General features: G+C 72.3%; 13 protein-coding genes. 10 read left to right on the top strand and 3 right to left on the bottom strand.

Features of this window, described 5'->3' with window-relative positions:
- Window positions 1–117: 117 nt before the first annotated feature.
- Complete coding sequence (locus ACIBEF_RS16525) at window positions 118–1,455, top strand: low temperature requirement protein A (RefSeq protein ID WP_396794132.1); 1,338 nt, start codon at window positions 118–120, stop codon at window positions 1,453–1,455.
- A gap of 114 nt (window positions 1,456–1,569) precedes the next feature.
- Window positions 1,570–2,052: a hemerythrin domain-containing protein gene (locus tag ACIBEF_RS16520; RefSeq protein WP_396794131.1), complete on the top strand. Its 483-nt coding sequence runs from the start codon at window positions 1,570–1,572 to the stop codon at window positions 2,050–2,052.
- Between the two features lie 55 nt (window positions 2,053–2,107).
- On the opposite strand, the gene ACIBEF_RS16515 is transcribed toward ACIBEF_RS16520, so the two are convergent.
- Window positions 2,108–2,503 (bottom strand): MerR family transcriptional regulator, encoded by a 396-nt coding sequence (locus tag ACIBEF_RS16515; protein ID WP_396794130.1) that lies wholly within the window; start codon window positions 2,501–2,503, stop codon window positions 2,108–2,110.
- Between the two features lie 56 nt (window positions 2,504–2,559).
- Here ACIBEF_RS16515 and ACIBEF_RS16510 point away from each other — a divergent pair, with 56 nt between their 5' ends.
- Entirely contained in the window at window positions 2,560–3,549 is a 990-nt protein-coding gene (locus tag ACIBEF_RS16510; protein ID WP_396794129.1) for an aldo/keto reductase, read from the top strand.
- Window positions 3,550–3,712: 163 nt separating this feature from the next.
- Window positions 3,713–4,612 (top strand): TIGR01777 family oxidoreductase, encoded by a 900-nt coding sequence (locus ACIBEF_RS16505; protein WP_396794128.1) that lies wholly within the window; start codon window positions 3,713–3,715, stop codon window positions 4,610–4,612.
- Window positions 4,613–4,712: 100 nt separating this feature from the next.
- Here the strand turns inward: ACIBEF_RS16505 and ACIBEF_RS16500 are convergent, their stop codons facing one another.
- A complete protein-coding gene (locus ACIBEF_RS16500) occupies window positions 4,713–5,954 on the bottom strand; it encodes a PHB depolymerase family esterase (RefSeq protein WP_396794170.1) in 1,242 nt (413 codons plus the stop codon).
- Window positions 5,955–6,166: 212 nt separating this feature from the next.
- On the opposite strand from ACIBEF_RS16500, the gene ACIBEF_RS16495 reads away from it, so the two are divergent.
- From ACIBEF_RS16495 to ACIBEF_RS16480, 4 genes are all read left to right on the top strand, one after another.
- On the top strand, window positions 6,167–7,999 hold the full coding sequence (locus ACIBEF_RS16495; RefSeq protein ID WP_396794127.1) for a DUF2079 domain-containing protein: 1,833 nt from the start codon (window positions 6,167–6,169) through the stop codon (window positions 7,997–7,999).
- Window positions 8,000–8,056: 57 nt separating this feature from the next.
- Window positions 8,057–9,364 carry a hypothetical protein gene (locus tag ACIBEF_RS16490; RefSeq protein WP_396794126.1) on the top strand — a complete coding sequence of 436 codons (1,308 nt, stop codon included), beginning with the start codon at window positions 8,057–8,059 and terminating at the stop codon, window positions 9,362–9,364.
- 85 nt (window positions 9,365–9,449) lie between these two features.
- Complete coding sequence (gene lipB / locus ACIBEF_RS16485) at window positions 9,450–10,091, top strand: lipoyl(octanoyl) transferase LipB (protein WP_396794125.1); 642 nt, start codon at window positions 9,450–9,452, stop codon at window positions 10,089–10,091.
- Window positions 10,092–10,138: 47 nt separating this feature from the next.
- Window positions 10,139–10,531, top strand: coding sequence for a VOC family protein (locus ACIBEF_RS16480; protein ID WP_355007775.1), 393 nt, complete (start codon window positions 10,139–10,141; stop codon window positions 10,529–10,531).
- A gap of 49 nt (window positions 10,532–10,580) precedes the next feature.
- Here the strand turns inward: ACIBEF_RS16480 and aspS are convergent, their stop codons facing one another.
- A complete protein-coding gene (gene aspS, locus ACIBEF_RS16475; protein WP_396794124.1) occupies window positions 10,581–11,867 on the bottom strand; it encodes an aspartate--tRNA(Asn) ligase in 1,287 nt (428 codons plus the stop codon).
- A gap of 453 nt (window positions 11,868–12,320) precedes the next feature.
- Here aspS and lipA point away from each other — a divergent pair, with 453 nt between their 5' ends.
- Both lipA and ACIBEF_RS16465 read left to right on the top strand, forming a co-directional pair.
- Complete coding sequence (gene lipA, locus ACIBEF_RS16470; RefSeq protein ID WP_355007777.1) at window positions 12,321–13,316, top strand: lipoyl synthase; 996 nt, start codon at window positions 12,321–12,323, stop codon at window positions 13,314–13,316.
- Window positions 13,317–13,369: 53 nt separating this feature from the next.
- Window positions 13,370–15,073, top strand: coding sequence for a hypothetical protein (locus ACIBEF_RS16465; protein ID WP_396794123.1), 1,704 nt, complete (start codon window positions 13,370–13,372; stop codon window positions 15,071–15,073).
- Window positions 15,074–15,235: the final 162 nt, after the last annotated feature.

Here is a 15,235-nt window from a genome sequence, read left to right as displayed (position 1 = left end):
CCCGCTGCGGGAGGCCGTGGCCCCGGTGTTTCCCCGACCCGGGCCGGAGGTAACGCCGGGCCCGTCACCCTCGCCGTTCGGGCCTCCGACCAGCCCGGACGCTGCCAGAGTGGGACCGTGGGCGGCTACCGGCGGGGTGGACAGCTGGGACCGGCCGTCCCGATCGCCCCGGGTGCCCGGGTGGACAAGTTCGAGGTCTTCTTCGACCTGGTCTTCGTCTTCTCGTTCTTCATCATCACCCGGGCCACCGCCGCGAACATCTCCGGTCGGCAACTGCTGCACGCCAGCCTGGTGCTCGCCGTGCTCTGGTGGATCTGGGTGGTGCACAGCCTGGTCGCCACCCGGGTCCGGCTCGGCGAGGGCTACGTCCCGGTGCTCATGGTGATCGCGATGGTCGCCCTGTTCGCGTTCGCGTTGGCGCTTCCGCAGGCGTTCACCGACCCGAAGGGGAGCGCCGCCGGCCCGATGCTGGTGGCGATCAGCTACGTCGTGGTCCGCGGCATCCACTGGATCCTCTATCAGCACGTGGTGCGGGACAGCCCGCAGGAGCGGCGGCAACTGCGGCGCTTCGCCCCGGAGCTGGCGGTGAGCATCGTGCTGCTGCTGGCCGCCGCGCTCATCCCGCCGCAGATCACCGACCCCGACCGGGCCGCCCTGGTCCGCGACGGGCTGTGGATCGCCGTGGTGGTGGTGCAGTACGCCACCGGCTTCATCGTCGGTACCTGGGGCTGGGGGGTGACCAGCGCCGAGCACTGGACCGAGCGCTACGACCTCATCCTGATCATCGCGCTGGGCGAGTCGATCATCTCGACGGGAGTGGGCGGCAACCTGCTCGGCAAGCCGGTCACCTGGCCGGCGGTGGCCGCCGCCGCGCTCGGCATCGTGGTCACCGCAGCCCTCTGGTGGGCGCACTTCGACTTCATCGGGCCGGCCGCCCGGATTGCCCTGCACGCGGCGGAGGGCGGCCCCCGGGTGGCGATGGCCCGTGACGCGTACGCGTACGCGTACCTGCCGATGATCGCCGGGGTAATCCTCTTCTCGATCGGCAACGAGCAGATCCTCCACAAGATCACCGACCCGGCCGGCGGGATCGCCGAGAAGATCGAGGGACCGGCGATAGCGATGTTCTTCGGCGGTCTGATCTGCTACTTCGCCGTCAACCTGCTCTTCCAGTTGCGCACCCTGCACACCGTGAGCTGGACCCGTGTCGGCGTCATAGTGGTTCTCACGGCTGCCCTTCCGGTCGGCCAGCACCTGCCGGCGCTGGGCGCGCTCATTCTCGCGACAGTGATCTGCGTGGCGCTGGTGGCCGTGGAGGTGGTGGTGATGGCGCAATCCCGGCACGCCCTGCGGGCCGCCGTCTTTCAGGAGCGGACCAGCCACGAGGCCCATGAGGCCGCCTGGCGGGCGCGCTGGCACGACGTCGAGGAGACCGACGAGCCGACCACGCCGTGATTCCCGGGTTTGGGGGCGCGGACCGCCGGCCCTAGACTTCGGCCCAGCGTCGCGGTGCACCCGGCCCGAAGGCCGCCGTGGGCATGGAGGCGCGGGGACAGCATGGGACGACACGTGCACCCAACCAATACACCGGCCGGCCGGCTCGCCGCCGTCGGCAATCAGATGATCGAGATCCACCTCTGGCTCAGCGCGGAGCTGGCCCGACTGCAGGCAAGCCTCGACACCCCGTCACGGAACCTGCGGGCGCACTGCCTCACCTTCTGCGCCGCGCTCGGCCGACACCACACCGGTGAGGACGCGGGCGCGTTCCGGCTGCTGGCCGAGGAGGCCCCCGAGCTGCGCCCGGTCATCGACAACCTGATCACCGATCACGAGGTGGTGGCGGGGATCCTGGAACGGGTCGAGGCACTGCTGGGCGGCGACGCGGCGGTGCCGGTCGCCCAGGTACGCGCCGAGCTGGCCGGGCTCGCCGCCCTGCTGGAGTCGCACTTCCGCTACGAGGAGAAGCGGCCGGTCACCGCCCTGAACGCGCTCACCGGTCGAACCGGAACGACAGAGGACCTGCTCGGCCTGTCCGCGCCCGGTTCCGGCTAGCCGGCCTCGGCGCGCATGGTTCTCCCTAGTCGGCCTGAGCGCGCACGGTACCCCTCTAGCCGGCCTGCTCGGCCTCCGAGCCCGGGGCTACAGGGAGTTGTCGCTCGTAGAAGCGGATCTTCTCCCGGAGGTGGTCGTACTGGCGCTGGAGCAGGCGCATCTGCTCCTCGACCTGCGCCGCGTGGTGGCACAGCAACTCGTGCCGCTCGTCGGTGGTGTGCTCGCCGTCGCGGGCCAGTTGCGCGTAGCGGCGCATCTGCGCGATCGGCATCCCGGTGTCCCGCAGGCAGCGGAACAGCACCAGCCAACCGAGGTCGTCGTCGGTGAAGACCCGCTGCCCGCCCGCCGTACGCTCGACGTCCGCGAGCAGGCCGATCTTCTCGTAGTACCGCAGGGTGTCCAGGCTGAAGCCGCTGCGGCGGGCGGCCTCCGAAGGGGCGTAACCGCTCATCTCGCGAGATGGTAGCGCTTGACCTGGAGCGCGCTCCAGGTTGGAGGCTGGTGACCATGACGACGACACGGACGCTGGGACGCAGCGGCATCGCGGTGAGCGCGATCGGGATGGGGTGCTGGGCCATCGGCGGCCCGCTCTGGGGTGACGACGGGCAGCCGTTCGGCTGGGGTGAGGTGGACGACGACGAGTCGATCCGCACCATCCACCGGGCGCTCGATCTCGGGGTGACCCTGTTCGACACCGCCAGCAACTACGGCGCCGGGCACAGCGAGCGGATCCTCGGTCGAGCCCTGGCCGGGCGGCGGGACACCGTGGTCATCGCCACCAAGTTCGGCAACGTCAGCGACGAGAGCACCCGGCGGGCGCTCGGCACCGACGCCAGCCCGGCCTTCGCGGTGCGCAGCCTGGAAGACTCGCTGCGTCGGCTCGGCACCGACCACGTCGACCTCTACCAACTGCACATCAACGCACTGCCGGTGCCCGCCGCGCTCGATCTGGTCGACACCCTGGAGGCCCTGGTCGACCAGGGCAAGATCCGGGCGTACGGCTGGAGCACCGACGACCCGGCCTCGGCGGAGGCGTTCGCGGCCGCCGGCCCGCACTGCGCCGCGATCCAGCACGACGAGTCGGTGCTGCGCGACAACGCCGCGGTGCTGGCGGTCTGCGACAAGCACGACCTGGCCAGCCTCAACCGCGGCCCGTTGGCGATGGGGCTGCTCACCGGGTCGACCCGGGCGGTCGGGGCGGACGATGTGCGCGGACGGGCACCGGAGTGGCTGGAATGGTTCACCGACGGCCGGCCGACGCCACGCTGGGTGGCCCGGGTCGACCAGGTCCGCGCGGCGCTCACCGCCGACGGGCGCACCCTGGCGCAGGGCGCGCTGGGCTGGCTGCTGGCGCGCAGCCCCCGTACCGTGCCGATCCCCGGCCTGCGCACGGTCGCCCAGGCCGACGAGAACCTGGCCACCCTGGAGCTGGGCCCCCTGAGCCCCGAGTCCCACGCCGAGGTGGAGCGCCTCCTAACCGACCTCCGCACCCCCTAACCCCACCCCACCCCCACCCCCACCCCCACCCCCGTCGATCTTGCACTTTCTGTCCTGGCAAAAGGGGTGTAGCGGGGCAGAGCGGCGACCGAAAGTACAAGATCGGCGAGGGTTGGGGCCGGCAGGTGCGTCCGGGGGCGGCGGTTTGAACGAAGATGGGGGTATGCGGATCCTTCTGGCCGGCGCGTCCGGCTTCCTTGGCACCCGGCTGGCCGACCTGCTCGTCCGCGACGGGCACGAGGTCACCCGGCTGGTCCGCCGGGGGCCGGGCGGGCCGCAGCAGCGACTGTGGGACCCGGCCGCCGGGCAACTCGACCCGACCGTGGTCGCCGAGGCCGACGCCGTGGTCAACCTGGCCGGCGCGGGCGTCGGCGACAAACGCTGGAACGACGACTACCGGCGGTTGATCCGTACCAGCCGGGTGGACACCACCACCACGCTGGCGACCACGATCGCCGGGCTGCCCGCCACGGACCGGCCCCGGGTGCTGCTCAACTCATCGGCGGTCGGCTGGTACGGCAACACGGGCGACCGGGCGGTCGAGGAGGACGCCCCAGCCGGCGAGGGTTTCCTGGCCGACGTCTGCCGGGTGTGGGAGGCCGCGACCCGTCCGGCCGAGGACGCCGGCGTACGCGTGGTCCGGCTGCGTACCGGCCTGCCGCTGCACCGCGATGGCGGCCTGCTCAAGCCGCAGTTGCTGCCGTTCAAGCTCGGCATCGCCGGACGGCTGGGCAGCGGCCGGCAGTGGCTGCCGTGGATCTCGATGGCCGACTGGCTGGACGCGGTCCGCTTCCTGCTCGACCGCGACGACATCGCCGGCCCGGTCAACGTGGTGGGGCCGAGCCCGGTCACCAACGCCGAGTTCACCCGCGAGCTGGCCCGGCAACTGCATCGGCCGGCGGTCATCCCGATTCCCGCGCTGGCGCTCAAGGTGGCCCTCGGCGGCTTCTCCCACGAGGCCCTCACCAGCACCCGGGTCCTCCCCGGAGTCCTGACCAGAGCCGCCTACCCCTACCAGCACCCCACCCTCGACACTGCCCTGAAAGCAGCCCTGACCCCCTAACCCCGCCCCTGCCCGACCTCCTGTTGATCAAGAGGTTTGCGTCGGGATCCGGCTTCCGGATGACGCAAACCTCTTGATCAACGAAGGCGGGCGGGTGGCGTCAGCAGCCGATCACCCAGTAGTTGGGGGCGGTCTGCTTGAGGGCGCTGGTGTAGAACGTGTTGTAGAGGCCCATCCGCTGGTTGGAGCCGTTGGCGTAGGCGTAGCCGCCGGACTGGTACGCCCGACCGGCAGCCACGTGCGCGTAGTTGCTGGCCGTCACGCAGGTCGGCGGCGTGGTCGGGGTGGCCGTCGGGGTCGGCGTGGGGGTGGCGGTCGGCGTCGGCGTGGGGGTGGCCGTCGGGGTCGGGGTCGGGTTGGTCCCGCCGCCGTTCAGACCGAAGAAGAGCGCGTCACGGTACGTCGAGCAGATGGTGTCCAGGAAGTACGCGCCCGCGGTGCCGCACTGCTCGGCCGCCGAGCCCGGGTCGACCGGGGTGCCGTGGCCCATTCCGGAGATCCGGTAGAGGCGTACGTCGTCGTTGCCGTACACCTCCAGGCTGGTGTTGCCGGGCAGCGACGAGGTGCTGGTCGGGGTCTGCGACACGCCTCGCACGTTGGTCCACTGGTCGCGGGACTCGGTGCCGTTGAGCGGGGTGACCGTGGTGTCCGAGGTGCCGTGCCAGATCGCCACCCGGGGGCGCGGGCCGGTGTAACCGGAGTACGCGCCCCGCACCAGGTCGCCCCAGGCGGCCGGGGTCTTGTCCGCGCCCGGGTTCATGCAGCTGAACGCGTTGACCATGCTGGTGGCGCAGCGGTACGGGATTCCCGCGATGATCGATCCGGCGGCGAAGACGTCCGGGTAGGTGGCCAGCATGACCGCGCTCATCGCCCCGCCCGCGGAGAGCCCGCTGACGTAGACCCGGGAGCCGTTCACCCCGTAGTTCGTCTTGGCGTGGTCGACCATCTGCTTGATCGACAGCGCCTCACCCTGGCCTCGGGTGGTGTCTCCGGCCTCGAAGAAGTTGAAGCAGGAGTTGGCGTTGTTGCCGGACGGCTGCTGGGCGACGATCAGGGCGAACTTCCACTGGTCGGCGTACTTCTGCCAGCCGGAGTTGGCGAAGTAGCCGGAGGCGTTCTGGACGCAGCCGTGCAGGAGCACGACGGCCGGGGAGTTGGCCGGCAGGTTGTCCGGCCGGTAGGCGTACATGGCGAGGTTGCCCGGGTTGGAGCCGAACCCGGTGACCTGGGTGAGGGTGGCGGCCTGGGCGGGTGCGGCGACGGCGACCGCGCCCGTGACGGCGAGGGCGAGCCCGGCGACCGCACCGAGCAGCCTGGTGAGGGTGGACGTGGAGCGGCGCACGGCGGCCTCCTGGAAGGGGCGGACTGTGAACTGGGTCACTGTCGAGTTGCCGAGACGTTACGACGATGTGTCGCCGCTATGACATGGGGCAGACTCACACATTCACGACGGACGCTGTGTACGCCGAACCCCGCCCGCCGCCGCCGTACCGGAACCGACGACAACCGCCGGTCTGACCGGACCGTCCAGGTCCGGTTGGTAACGTCCGCTGCGTGCCGTCCTCCCCGTCGCTGGCCACCGGGCCCGCCCCCGCGTCACCGCCGCGCACCGTCCGGGACCGCCGGGCCGACCTGATCGTCGTGCTGGTGGCGCTCGCGCTCGCCGTCTGGGTGACAAGCGGACTGTGGCGGGATCCGAACACCCGCACCATCACCGTCAACTCCAGTGACCAGGCGCTGTTCGAATGGCTGCTGGCCTTCGGCGGGCACGCGGTCACCCACTGGGACAACCCGCTCTTCACCTACCTGATCAACGTCCCGGACGGCGTGAACCTCGCGGTCAACACGACGATCACCGTGTACGCGGTGGTCTTCGCCCCGCTCACGTACCTGATCGGGCCGCCGGCGACGTTCCTGGTGATCCTCACCCTGAACCTGCTCGCCACCGCGCTGGTCTGGTACTGGCTGCTCTCCCGGCACCTGGTCCGCAGCCGGCTGGCCGCCGGGGTCGGCGCCCTGTTCATCGCCTACTCCCCCGGCATGGTGTCGCACGCCAACGCGCACCTGAACTGGACTGCCGGTTGGCTGGTGCCGCTGTTGGTCTGGCGGCTGTTCGCGCTACGCCGCGCCGGGCACTGGCTTCTGGACGGGGTGATCCTCGGCGTGCTGGTGGCGGTGGCCTTCTCGATCGCCGCCGAAGGGCTCTTCTTCACCGCGCTGGCGCTGGGGGTGTTCGTCGCCATCTGGGCGCTGCACCCGGCCAACCGGGCGGAGGCCCGTGCCGTGCTGCCCACCTTCGTACGCGGGCTCGGGGTGACCGCCGTGGTCGCCGGCGTGCTGCTGTCGTACCCCCTGTGGTTGCACTTCGCCGGGCCGCAGCGGTTCCACGGCACCGGCTTCGACCCGGTGATCCACTCCGAGGACATCGCGGCGTTCGCCGCCTTCCCACGCCGTTCGCTGGCCGGCGAGGCCGGGTTGGGCACCTCGTTGGCGCCGAACCCGACCGAGGAGAACTCGTTCTTCGGCATTCCGCTGCTGGTGCTCACTGTGGTCTGTTTCGTCGTGCTCTGGCGGCGGGCCGACCCGCACCGCCGGGCCACCCTCTGGGCGCTGGGCGCCCTCGCGCTGATCTTCACGGTGCTCTCCTTCGGGCCGGTCGCCAAGGTCGACGGTCGGCGCACCGACCTCCCCATGCCGTTCGACCTGGTCGGGCAACTGCCGGTGGTGAACGCCGCGCTACCGGCCCGGCTGGCCCTGGTGGTCGCGCCCGTGGTCGGGCTGTTGCTGGCGTACGTCATCGACCAGTTGCGCGCCACGCCACCCCGGCACCGGTCCACGGAGTTGGCGTGGCTGCTCGGCTTCGCGGTGGCCCTGGTGCCGCTGCTGCCCACTCCGCTGCTGACCGACGAGCGGGAGCCGATCCCGCGTTTCATCACCTCCGGCACCTGGCGGGACTACGTCTCGCCCGACGGGGTGCTGACCCCGGTGCCGCTGACAGTGGACATCTACCCGGACGGCCAGCGGTGGCAGGCGTACGCGCTGTCGCACCGGCAGGGCGAGTTCGCCATCCCGGGCGGCTTCTTCCTCGGGCCCGGTGGGCCCGACGGGAGGGGCCGGATCGGTCCGGTGCCGCGCACGCTCAGCGCGTTGATGGACCAGGCAGGCCGCACCGGGCTGGTCCCCATCGTCACCGACGGCACGATCCGGGAGGTCCAGTCGGACCTGCGGCACTGGCGCATCGAGACGGTGGTGCTCGCCGACCAGGTGCACGGCGCGAAGTTCGAGGTCGACGAGGAGGCGCTGCTGCGTACCGGCACCGCCCTGTTCGGCGAGCCGCAACGGGTCGACGACGTCTGGCTCTGGCGCATACCGCCCACCGATCGGTAGGCCGCGACGCGGCCGGTCGGGGCATCACGACCGGCCGTCATCGCGTCTAATGGGCCGATGGAATCGACCGGCGGGCGACTGCGGCGTGCCACAGTTGTCGGGCTCGCGCTGGGGCTCGTCGCTCTCAGCGCGCCAGTGGCCACGGCCGCTGACAGCCCGGCAACGGCCGCGAGCAGCACTCTCACCGACAGCACGGCCATCGGAGGCGCTGTCACCGACAGCACGGCCGGCGTGGTGCCGAGCCGGGTGCGCGATCCGTGGCTGTGGCAGGCCACCGTGGGGCAACGCCCGGCCGGTCCGGCCGCGTTGGTGTTCTTCACCGACCGCACCCGCTATTTCGAGTCGACCGGCGTGCTGGTCGCCCGGGACGGCGCCTACCGGCTCATTCCGATCGGCATGGCGGAGGGGCACGGGCTGCTCTCCCCCGACGGGCGCCACTACCTGCGGCCGCAGTCCGGCGAGCTGCTGGACCTCACCACCGGCCGGCAGCGCCGCACAGTGAAACCCGGGCTGGACCCGTTCGCCTGGTCACCGGATGGGCGACGCGTGCTCGGCACCCGCAACAACGACGATCACGTCATCAGCTACGGGCCGGACAATCAGCAGCTCAACGACCCGGAGAAGCCCGACGACCTGCTCGTCGTCGACCCGTACCAGGGCACCGAGCAGGTGGTCGCGGCCGGCACCTTCGCCGCCCACACCGGGTCTGCCTGGTCACCCGGTGGCGACCTGGTGGCGGTCACCGGCTGGCCGGACGTGCCTGCCCGGCTCGCCGAGCGCCAGCGACTTGTGGTCCTGGACCCGACCGGCGGCGGCCCTCGCTGGCAGGTCGACCTGGGCGACCGGCGGATACTGGCCGGTCCCGCCGCCTGGCATCCGGACGGCCGACGGCTCGCCCTGCTCGCCTTCGACGGCTGCGCCGGACCCAGGTGCACGGCCGAGCAGTTGGCGGCGCGCAGCTGGCGAATCGAGTTCCTGGACACGGCCACCGGTCAGGCGGTCGGCCAGGCCCTGCCGGCCGGCAGCTCGGTCGGCGGGATCGTCGGCTGGCGCGGCGACGACCCGCTCCTGCGCTATGTCAGCAGAACGGAGGCGGACACGGACCGGCAGGCCACTCTCGCCGCGCTGTCGCCCGAGGGCGGTCGCGAGGTGCTGGTGACCACGCCGGTCGGGTCGACCAACCTGATGGTGCCGGGCGACCTGCTGACCCGGGCCGCGTTCGGTGGGCCGGAACCCCAACCGTCACCGTTCGCCGCCCCGCTCTGGGTCTACCTGACGCTGGCCGTGCCGACGCTGCTCGTGATCGCTCTCATCGTCCGCCGGATCCGCCGCCGCCGCGCTGCGACGGGCCCTGCACCGGCGTGACAACGAGCCGCCGAGCGGCTTGACGTGCTCCTCGTGAGGCGGCTCACCAGGGATGATCGCCCCGGACGGGACTAGGCTTGTTGCCGTGACAACGACGACCCCCGGCCTGACGGCCGTCCGCGCCGGTCTGCTGGACTACCAGGCCGCCTGGGACGAGCAGCGGAGCCTGCACGAGTCGGTGGTGACTGGCGAGCGCGGCGACACAGTGCTGCTGCTGGAGCACCCGAGCGTCTACACGGCGGGCAAGCGCACCGAACCGTGGGACCGGCCCATGGACGGCACCCCGGTCGTCGACGTGGACCGGGGCGGCAAGATCACCTGGCATGGGCCGGGGCAGCTCGTCGGTTACCCGATCCTGCGCCTGCCCGACCCGGTGGACGTGGTCGCCTACGTGCGCCGGACCGAAGAGCTGCTCATCGACGTGTGCGCGGAGTTCGGGCTGACCGCCGGCCGGGTCGAGGGGCGCAGCGGGGTCTGGGTGCCCGAGGACGACCGGGGGCCGGCCCGCAAGGTGGCGGCCATCGGCATCCGGGTGGCCCGGGGCGTCACCCTGCACGGCTTCTCGATCAACTGCGACTGCGACCTGACGTCCTTCGACCGGATCGTGCCGTGCGGCATCCGTGACGCTGGCGTCACCTCGCTCACCGCCGAGCTGGGTCGGCCGATCAGCGTCGCCGACGTGCTGCCGGTGGTCGAGCGCCGGCTCTCCACCCTTGTCACGATCTGAGACTCGGCCGCGCGTCGGGTGAGCGACGGGCGGCTTACCCTCGGTCGGTGCAGATTGATCTCGTCACCGTCGTCGTCACCGAGTACGACCCGGCCATCGCCTTCTTCACCGGGGTGCTCGGCTTCGAGCTGGCCGAGGACGCCCCCTCGCTGACCAATGACGGGCGGCCGAAGCGTTGGGTGGTGGTCCGTCCGCCGGGCGGCGGCACCGGCTTGCTGCTGGCTCGTGCCGACGGCGAGCGGCAGGAGGCCGCAGTGGGCGACCAGACCCACGGCCGGGTGGGGTTCTTCCTCCAGGTCGACGACTTCGACGCCACCTACCGCCGGATGGTCGAGAAGCGCGTCGAGTTCGTCAAACCGCCGCGCACCGAACCGTACGGCCGGGTCGCCGTCTTCCGCGACGTCGCCGGCAACCTCTGGGACCTCCTCGGCCCCGCCTGAGCCCCGGCCGGCCCGCTCCACGGATCGAGTGGGCCGGCAGGGCTCCCACCTACGGGGTCAGCCGGTGCAGGTCACGGGGGAACGCGGTGACCTCGCGGACGTTCGCCGCGCCGACCAGCCGGGCCACGAACCGTTCCAGGCCGATGGCGAAGCCACCGTGCGGCGGCATGCCGTGCCGGAACGCGTCCAGGTAGCCGGCGTACGGCTCGACCGGCTCACCCCGGGCCGCCAACGCCGCCAGGTAGTCGGCGTGCCGGTGCAACCGCTGCCCGCCGGTAACCAGCTCCAGACCACGGAACAGCAGGTCGAAACCGTTCGAGTACGCGGGCCGCGCCGGGTCCGAGTGGGTGTAGAAGGGTCGCTTCGCCATCGGGTAGCCGGTGACGAAGAGGAAGTCCGACCCGTGTTCGCGCCGGGCCCACTCGCCCAGCGCCCGTTCGTGGGCGGGCGCGAGGTCCGGCTCGTCGGCGGGCGCCCCGGCGATGGTCAGCGCCTCGGTGAAGTGCACCGCCGGGATCTCCGCCGGCACCTGCGGCGGCGTGACGCCGAGCGTGGCCAGTGCGCCCCCGGCCCGCTCGTGCACGGTGCCGAGCATCCCGGCCACCGTGTCGCGCAGGACGCGCATCACGTCCCGGTGGTCGGCGACGAAACCCAGCTCCGCGTCGAGCGACGTGTACTGCGCGAGGTGCCGGACCGTGTCGTGCGGTTCGGCCCGGAAGACCGGCCCGACCTCGTAGACACGTTCGAAGACGCCGACCATCAACTGCTTGTAGAACTGCGGTGACTGGGCCAGGTAGGCGGGTCGACCGAACCAGTCCAGCGCGAACACGTTCGCACCGCTCTCGGTGCTGGAGCTGACCACCTTCGGCGTGTGGACCTCCACGAAGTCCTGGGCGTCGAGTGCGGCCCGGAACCCGGCCACCGCCGCCGCCGAGATCCGCAGAGCGGCCGAACGGGTGGGGTGCCGCAGCGCGGTGGGCGCGTTGTCGAGCTGGGTGGGCAGGCTCGCGGTGAGTGCCGGCCGGTACAGGTCGAACGGCGGCGGCTCGGCGGGCGACCCGAGGAGACGTACCGTCGGGTCGGTCAGCTCGACCCCGGCGGGCGCCGTGCCGTTCGCGGTGGCCGTCGCGGTGACCTCGACGACCGTCTCCTCGGTGAGTTTCTCCAGCTCGGCGCGGACGGCCGGGTCGGTGACGACCACCTGGGCCAGGCCGGTGGCGTCCCGCACGATCAGGAAGGCCACCGACTTGAGCAGTCGGCGGCGGTGCACCCAGCCGGCGATCCGCACTGTCGTGCCGATCCTGGCGGGCAGTTGCTGGGACAGGGTTCGTTGCATGGCGGGCTGCTCCTCGGTCGATCGCCACGCCGTCGCCGCCCCGGGGTGGCGAAAGCGTCGCATCAGCCCCAGGGAGGTGTGGGCGAGCGGGAACCTCGCGGTGCCACCACACCTTCGCCCCCGCCGGAGCGGGGGCCTCGTTCGTCGCCTGATGACCGGGGCCAGCCGGGCGGGCTCTACTGGGCGCGGGGAACCCGCGGCCGTTCTTCCCGCAGCTCGGGAGGGTCTTCGCGCCCCGGCGCCAGACCGCCTCTCAGCACCGGCGGCTCTCTGCACTGGCGGGTCGGGGGCTACTCGGCTCCGTCGTCGCTGTTGGCGGTGACCGTAGCACCCGAACCCCGCTCGTGTGACGCACATTTTCGACACTGCGGTGTCTGGCGTCACAACGTTCGGGGCGTGACGCCGGTCGCCTGACGCACATAGACACCCGCCGTCCGGCGTAGGCTCATTTTCGTGACGATCGAGCACTCCGCGCCGACGACCGGCCAGGCAGCGCGCACCGCAACGGCGGCCCCCGAGGGGCGGCGTCTGCTGCGGATCGAGGCGCGTAACGCCGAGACGCCGATCGAGCGCAAACCGCCATGGATCAAGGTCAAGGCCAAGATGGGCCCGGAGTACACCCAGTTGCGCGGGCTCGTCTCGCGCGAAGGGCTGCACACCGTCTGCCAGGAGGCCGGCTGCCCCAACATCTACGAATGTTGGGAAGACCGGGAGGCCACCTTCCTCATCGGTGGTGACCAGTGCACCCGGCGCTGCGACTTCTGCCAGATCGACACCGGCAAACCGGCCGAGTTCGACGCCGACGAGCCGCGTCGCGTCGCCGAGTCGGTGGTCTCGATGGGGCTGCGTTACGCCACCATCACCGGTGTCGCCCGTGACGACCTGCCCGACGGCGGTGCCTGGCTGTACGCCGAGACCGTCCGACAGATCCACGCCCTGCAGCCCGGCTGCGGCGTCGAGCTGCTGATCCCGGACTTCAACGCCGTCCCCGAGCAGTTGGCCGAGGTCTTCAGCTCCCGTCCCGAGGTGCTGGCCCACAACGTGGAGACGGTGCCGCGCATCTTCAAGCGCATCCGGCCGGCGTTCCGCTACGACCGCTCGCTGGACGTGATCCGGCAGGCCCGCGCCGACGGCCTGGTCACCAAGAGCAACCTGATCCTGGGCATGGGTGAGGAGCGGGCCGAGGTTTCGCAGGCGCTGCGTGACCTGCACGAGTCCGGCTGCGAGCTGATCACCATCACCCAGTACCTGCGCCCCTCGCCCCGGCACCACCCGGTGACCCGCTGGGTCAAGCCGGAGGAGTTCGTGGAACTGCGCGAGGAGGCCGAGGAGATCGGCTTCGCCGGGGTGATGAGCGGGCCGCTGGTGCGTTCGTCGTACCGGGCCGGCCGGCTCTACAAGCAGGCCATCGACGCCCGCGCCGCCGCCTCGGTCGCCACCGCCAGCTGACTCCGCCGGCAGCGCCGCACGGCCGTTCGGCGTCCGGGTGTCATGATCCTGTGATGACCGTCGGCGTACGCGAGCAGCCGCGCGGCGCGGATCCGCCGCGCCCGCGACCCGGCGCGCGTCCCGGCCTGGTCGGTTGGCTCACCGGGTCGGCGGTGCTCGCCGGGGTGGGTTACCGGCTCTGGCTTCTGCTGCACGCCGCCCCGCCGACGAACAGCGACGAGGCCACCATGGGGCTGGCCGCGCTGCACATCGCCCGGGGCGAGGGCTTCCCGGTCTGGTTCTACGGCCAGCAGTACATGGGCACGCTGGAGGCGTACCTGGCCGCGCCGGTGTTCGCCCTCGCCGGCGGACCGTCGCTGCTCGGGCTGCGGTTGCCCACGCTGGCCCTGTACGCGCTGTTCCTGCTGCTGGCCTGGCGGTTGACGCTGCGGCTGACCGGGGACCGGTGGTTCGGGTTGCTGATGGTGGCGCTGCTGGCCCTCGGTTCCGACCGGATCGTCAAGAACCAGCTGATCGCCGGCGGCGGTTACCCCGAGATGAACGCGGCCGGGGCGGCGCTGGCCCTGCTCGCCGTCGATCTCGCCACCGGTCGACCGGGGCGACGGACGGCCGACGGGCCGACGGCCGACACCGGGCGACCCGGTCGGCGGCTGGCGCGCTGGGCCGCGTGGGGGTTCCTGGCCGGGCTGATGGTCTGGGTCGACCCACTCGTGCTGCCGTACGTCGCGGCGACCGGCGCGGTCCTCGTCGGGTTCTGCCGCCGCGAGCTGTGGGGTGCCGCCGGGGCGCTGCTCGGGGCGGCGGCCGTGCTGGGAGCGGCCCCGCTGCTGCTGCACAGCCTGCTGACCGGGCGTAACCCGCTGCACGCCGTGCTCGCGGCCAGCGGTACGAACGCCAGCGCGGGCTGGCCGGACCGGCTGCACGGCGGCCTGGTGCTCGGCCCCGGACTGGGCATGGGCTTCTGCGCTCCCGGCCAGTGCGCCACCTGGCAACTGTGGTGGGCGCTCGCCCTGCCGCTGCTGCTGGCCATCGCCGCCGCCACCGCCTGGCGGGCCCTGCGCACCTGCGAACCCGATCCCGCTGGCGCTGCCGCCGTGGTCCCCGACGCGGTGTCACCTCGGGTGGCCGCGGCGGCACGGCTGGCGCTCGTGCTGGCCGCGGTGGCCACCCTCGGCGCGTACACGGTGAGCAGTTCCGCCGGGCTCACCCCCGTGGAGAGTTCCCGCTACCTGTCCTGCCTGCTCATCTCCCTGCCGGCGCTGCTCTGGCCGGTGTGGACGGTGGCCCGGCACGGGCTGCGTCGGGCGGCGACCGGCCGACACGGCGTCGGGTCGACGCTGGCCCGGTCGGTCGCTGTGGTGATGCTCGCCGCCACGCTGGGCACCGCGGCCCACGCCACCTGGCGGGCAGCGGAGACCGTCCCGGCGACCCGGGCCGCCGAGGCCCGGCACACCGAACTGGTGAGCACCCTGCGTCAGCTCGGCGTACGGCACGTGCGCGCCGGCTACTGGACCTGCAACCGGCTCACCTTCGCCAGCGCGGAGCAGGTGGTCTGCGCGGTCGTCGACGACACCCTGCGCCCCGGTTTCGACCGCTACCCCGCGTACCGGCGGGAGGTGGACAGCGCGGCGGCACCGGCCTGGGTCGCTCCGACCGGCTCACCCCTGGCGGAGGTGCTCGACGAACGGCAGCGAGCCACACCGGGCAGCCTCGACCTGGTCACCATCGAGGGCTGGCGCATCTACCTGCCGCGCTGACCTCAGCGGCCCACGTCGGCGCGACGGCCTCGGCGCGCCAGCACGGCCGGCGGTCCCGGTGCGCGGACCGCCAACCCTCGGTGCGCGGACCGCCAACCTCGGCGCGCGGCCCGCCAGCTTCGGCGCGCGGCCCGGCAGCCTCGGTGCACGGACCGCCAACCT

Source organism: Micromonospora sp. NPDC050795 (genome assembly GCF_044456785.1).
In the GTDB taxonomy this organism is placed as follows: domain Bacteria; phylum Actinomycetota; class Actinomycetes; order Mycobacteriales; family Micromonosporaceae; genus Micromonospora.
This window is presented reverse-complemented; position numbering and strand designations above follow the sequence as displayed.

Excerpts from the sequence above, each read along its gene's own strand:
- ACIBEF_RS16510 (WP_396794129.1), top strand. The coding sequence starts at position 2,560 with ATGACGACGACACGGACGCTGGGACGCAGCGGCATCGCGGTGAGCGCG.
- ACIBEF_RS16465 (WP_396794123.1), top strand. The coding sequence starts at position 13,370 with ATGACCGTCGGCGTACGCGAGCAGCCGCGCGGCGCGGATCCGCCGCGC.
- ACIBEF_RS16515 (WP_396794130.1), bottom strand. The coding sequence starts at position 2,503 with ATGAGCGGTTACGCCCCTTCGGAGGCCGCCCGCCGCAGCGGCTTCAGC.
- aspS (WP_396794124.1), bottom strand. The coding sequence starts at position 11,867 with ATGCAACGAACCCTGTCCCAGCAACTGCCCGCCAGGATCGGCACGACA.
- ACIBEF_RS16505 (WP_396794128.1), top strand. The coding sequence starts at position 3,713 with ATGCGGATCCTTCTGGCCGGCGCGTCCGGCTTCCTTGGCACCCGGCTG.
- ACIBEF_RS16490 (WP_396794126.1), top strand. The coding sequence starts at position 8,057 with ATGGAATCGACCGGCGGGCGACTGCGGCGTGCCACAGTTGTCGGGCTC.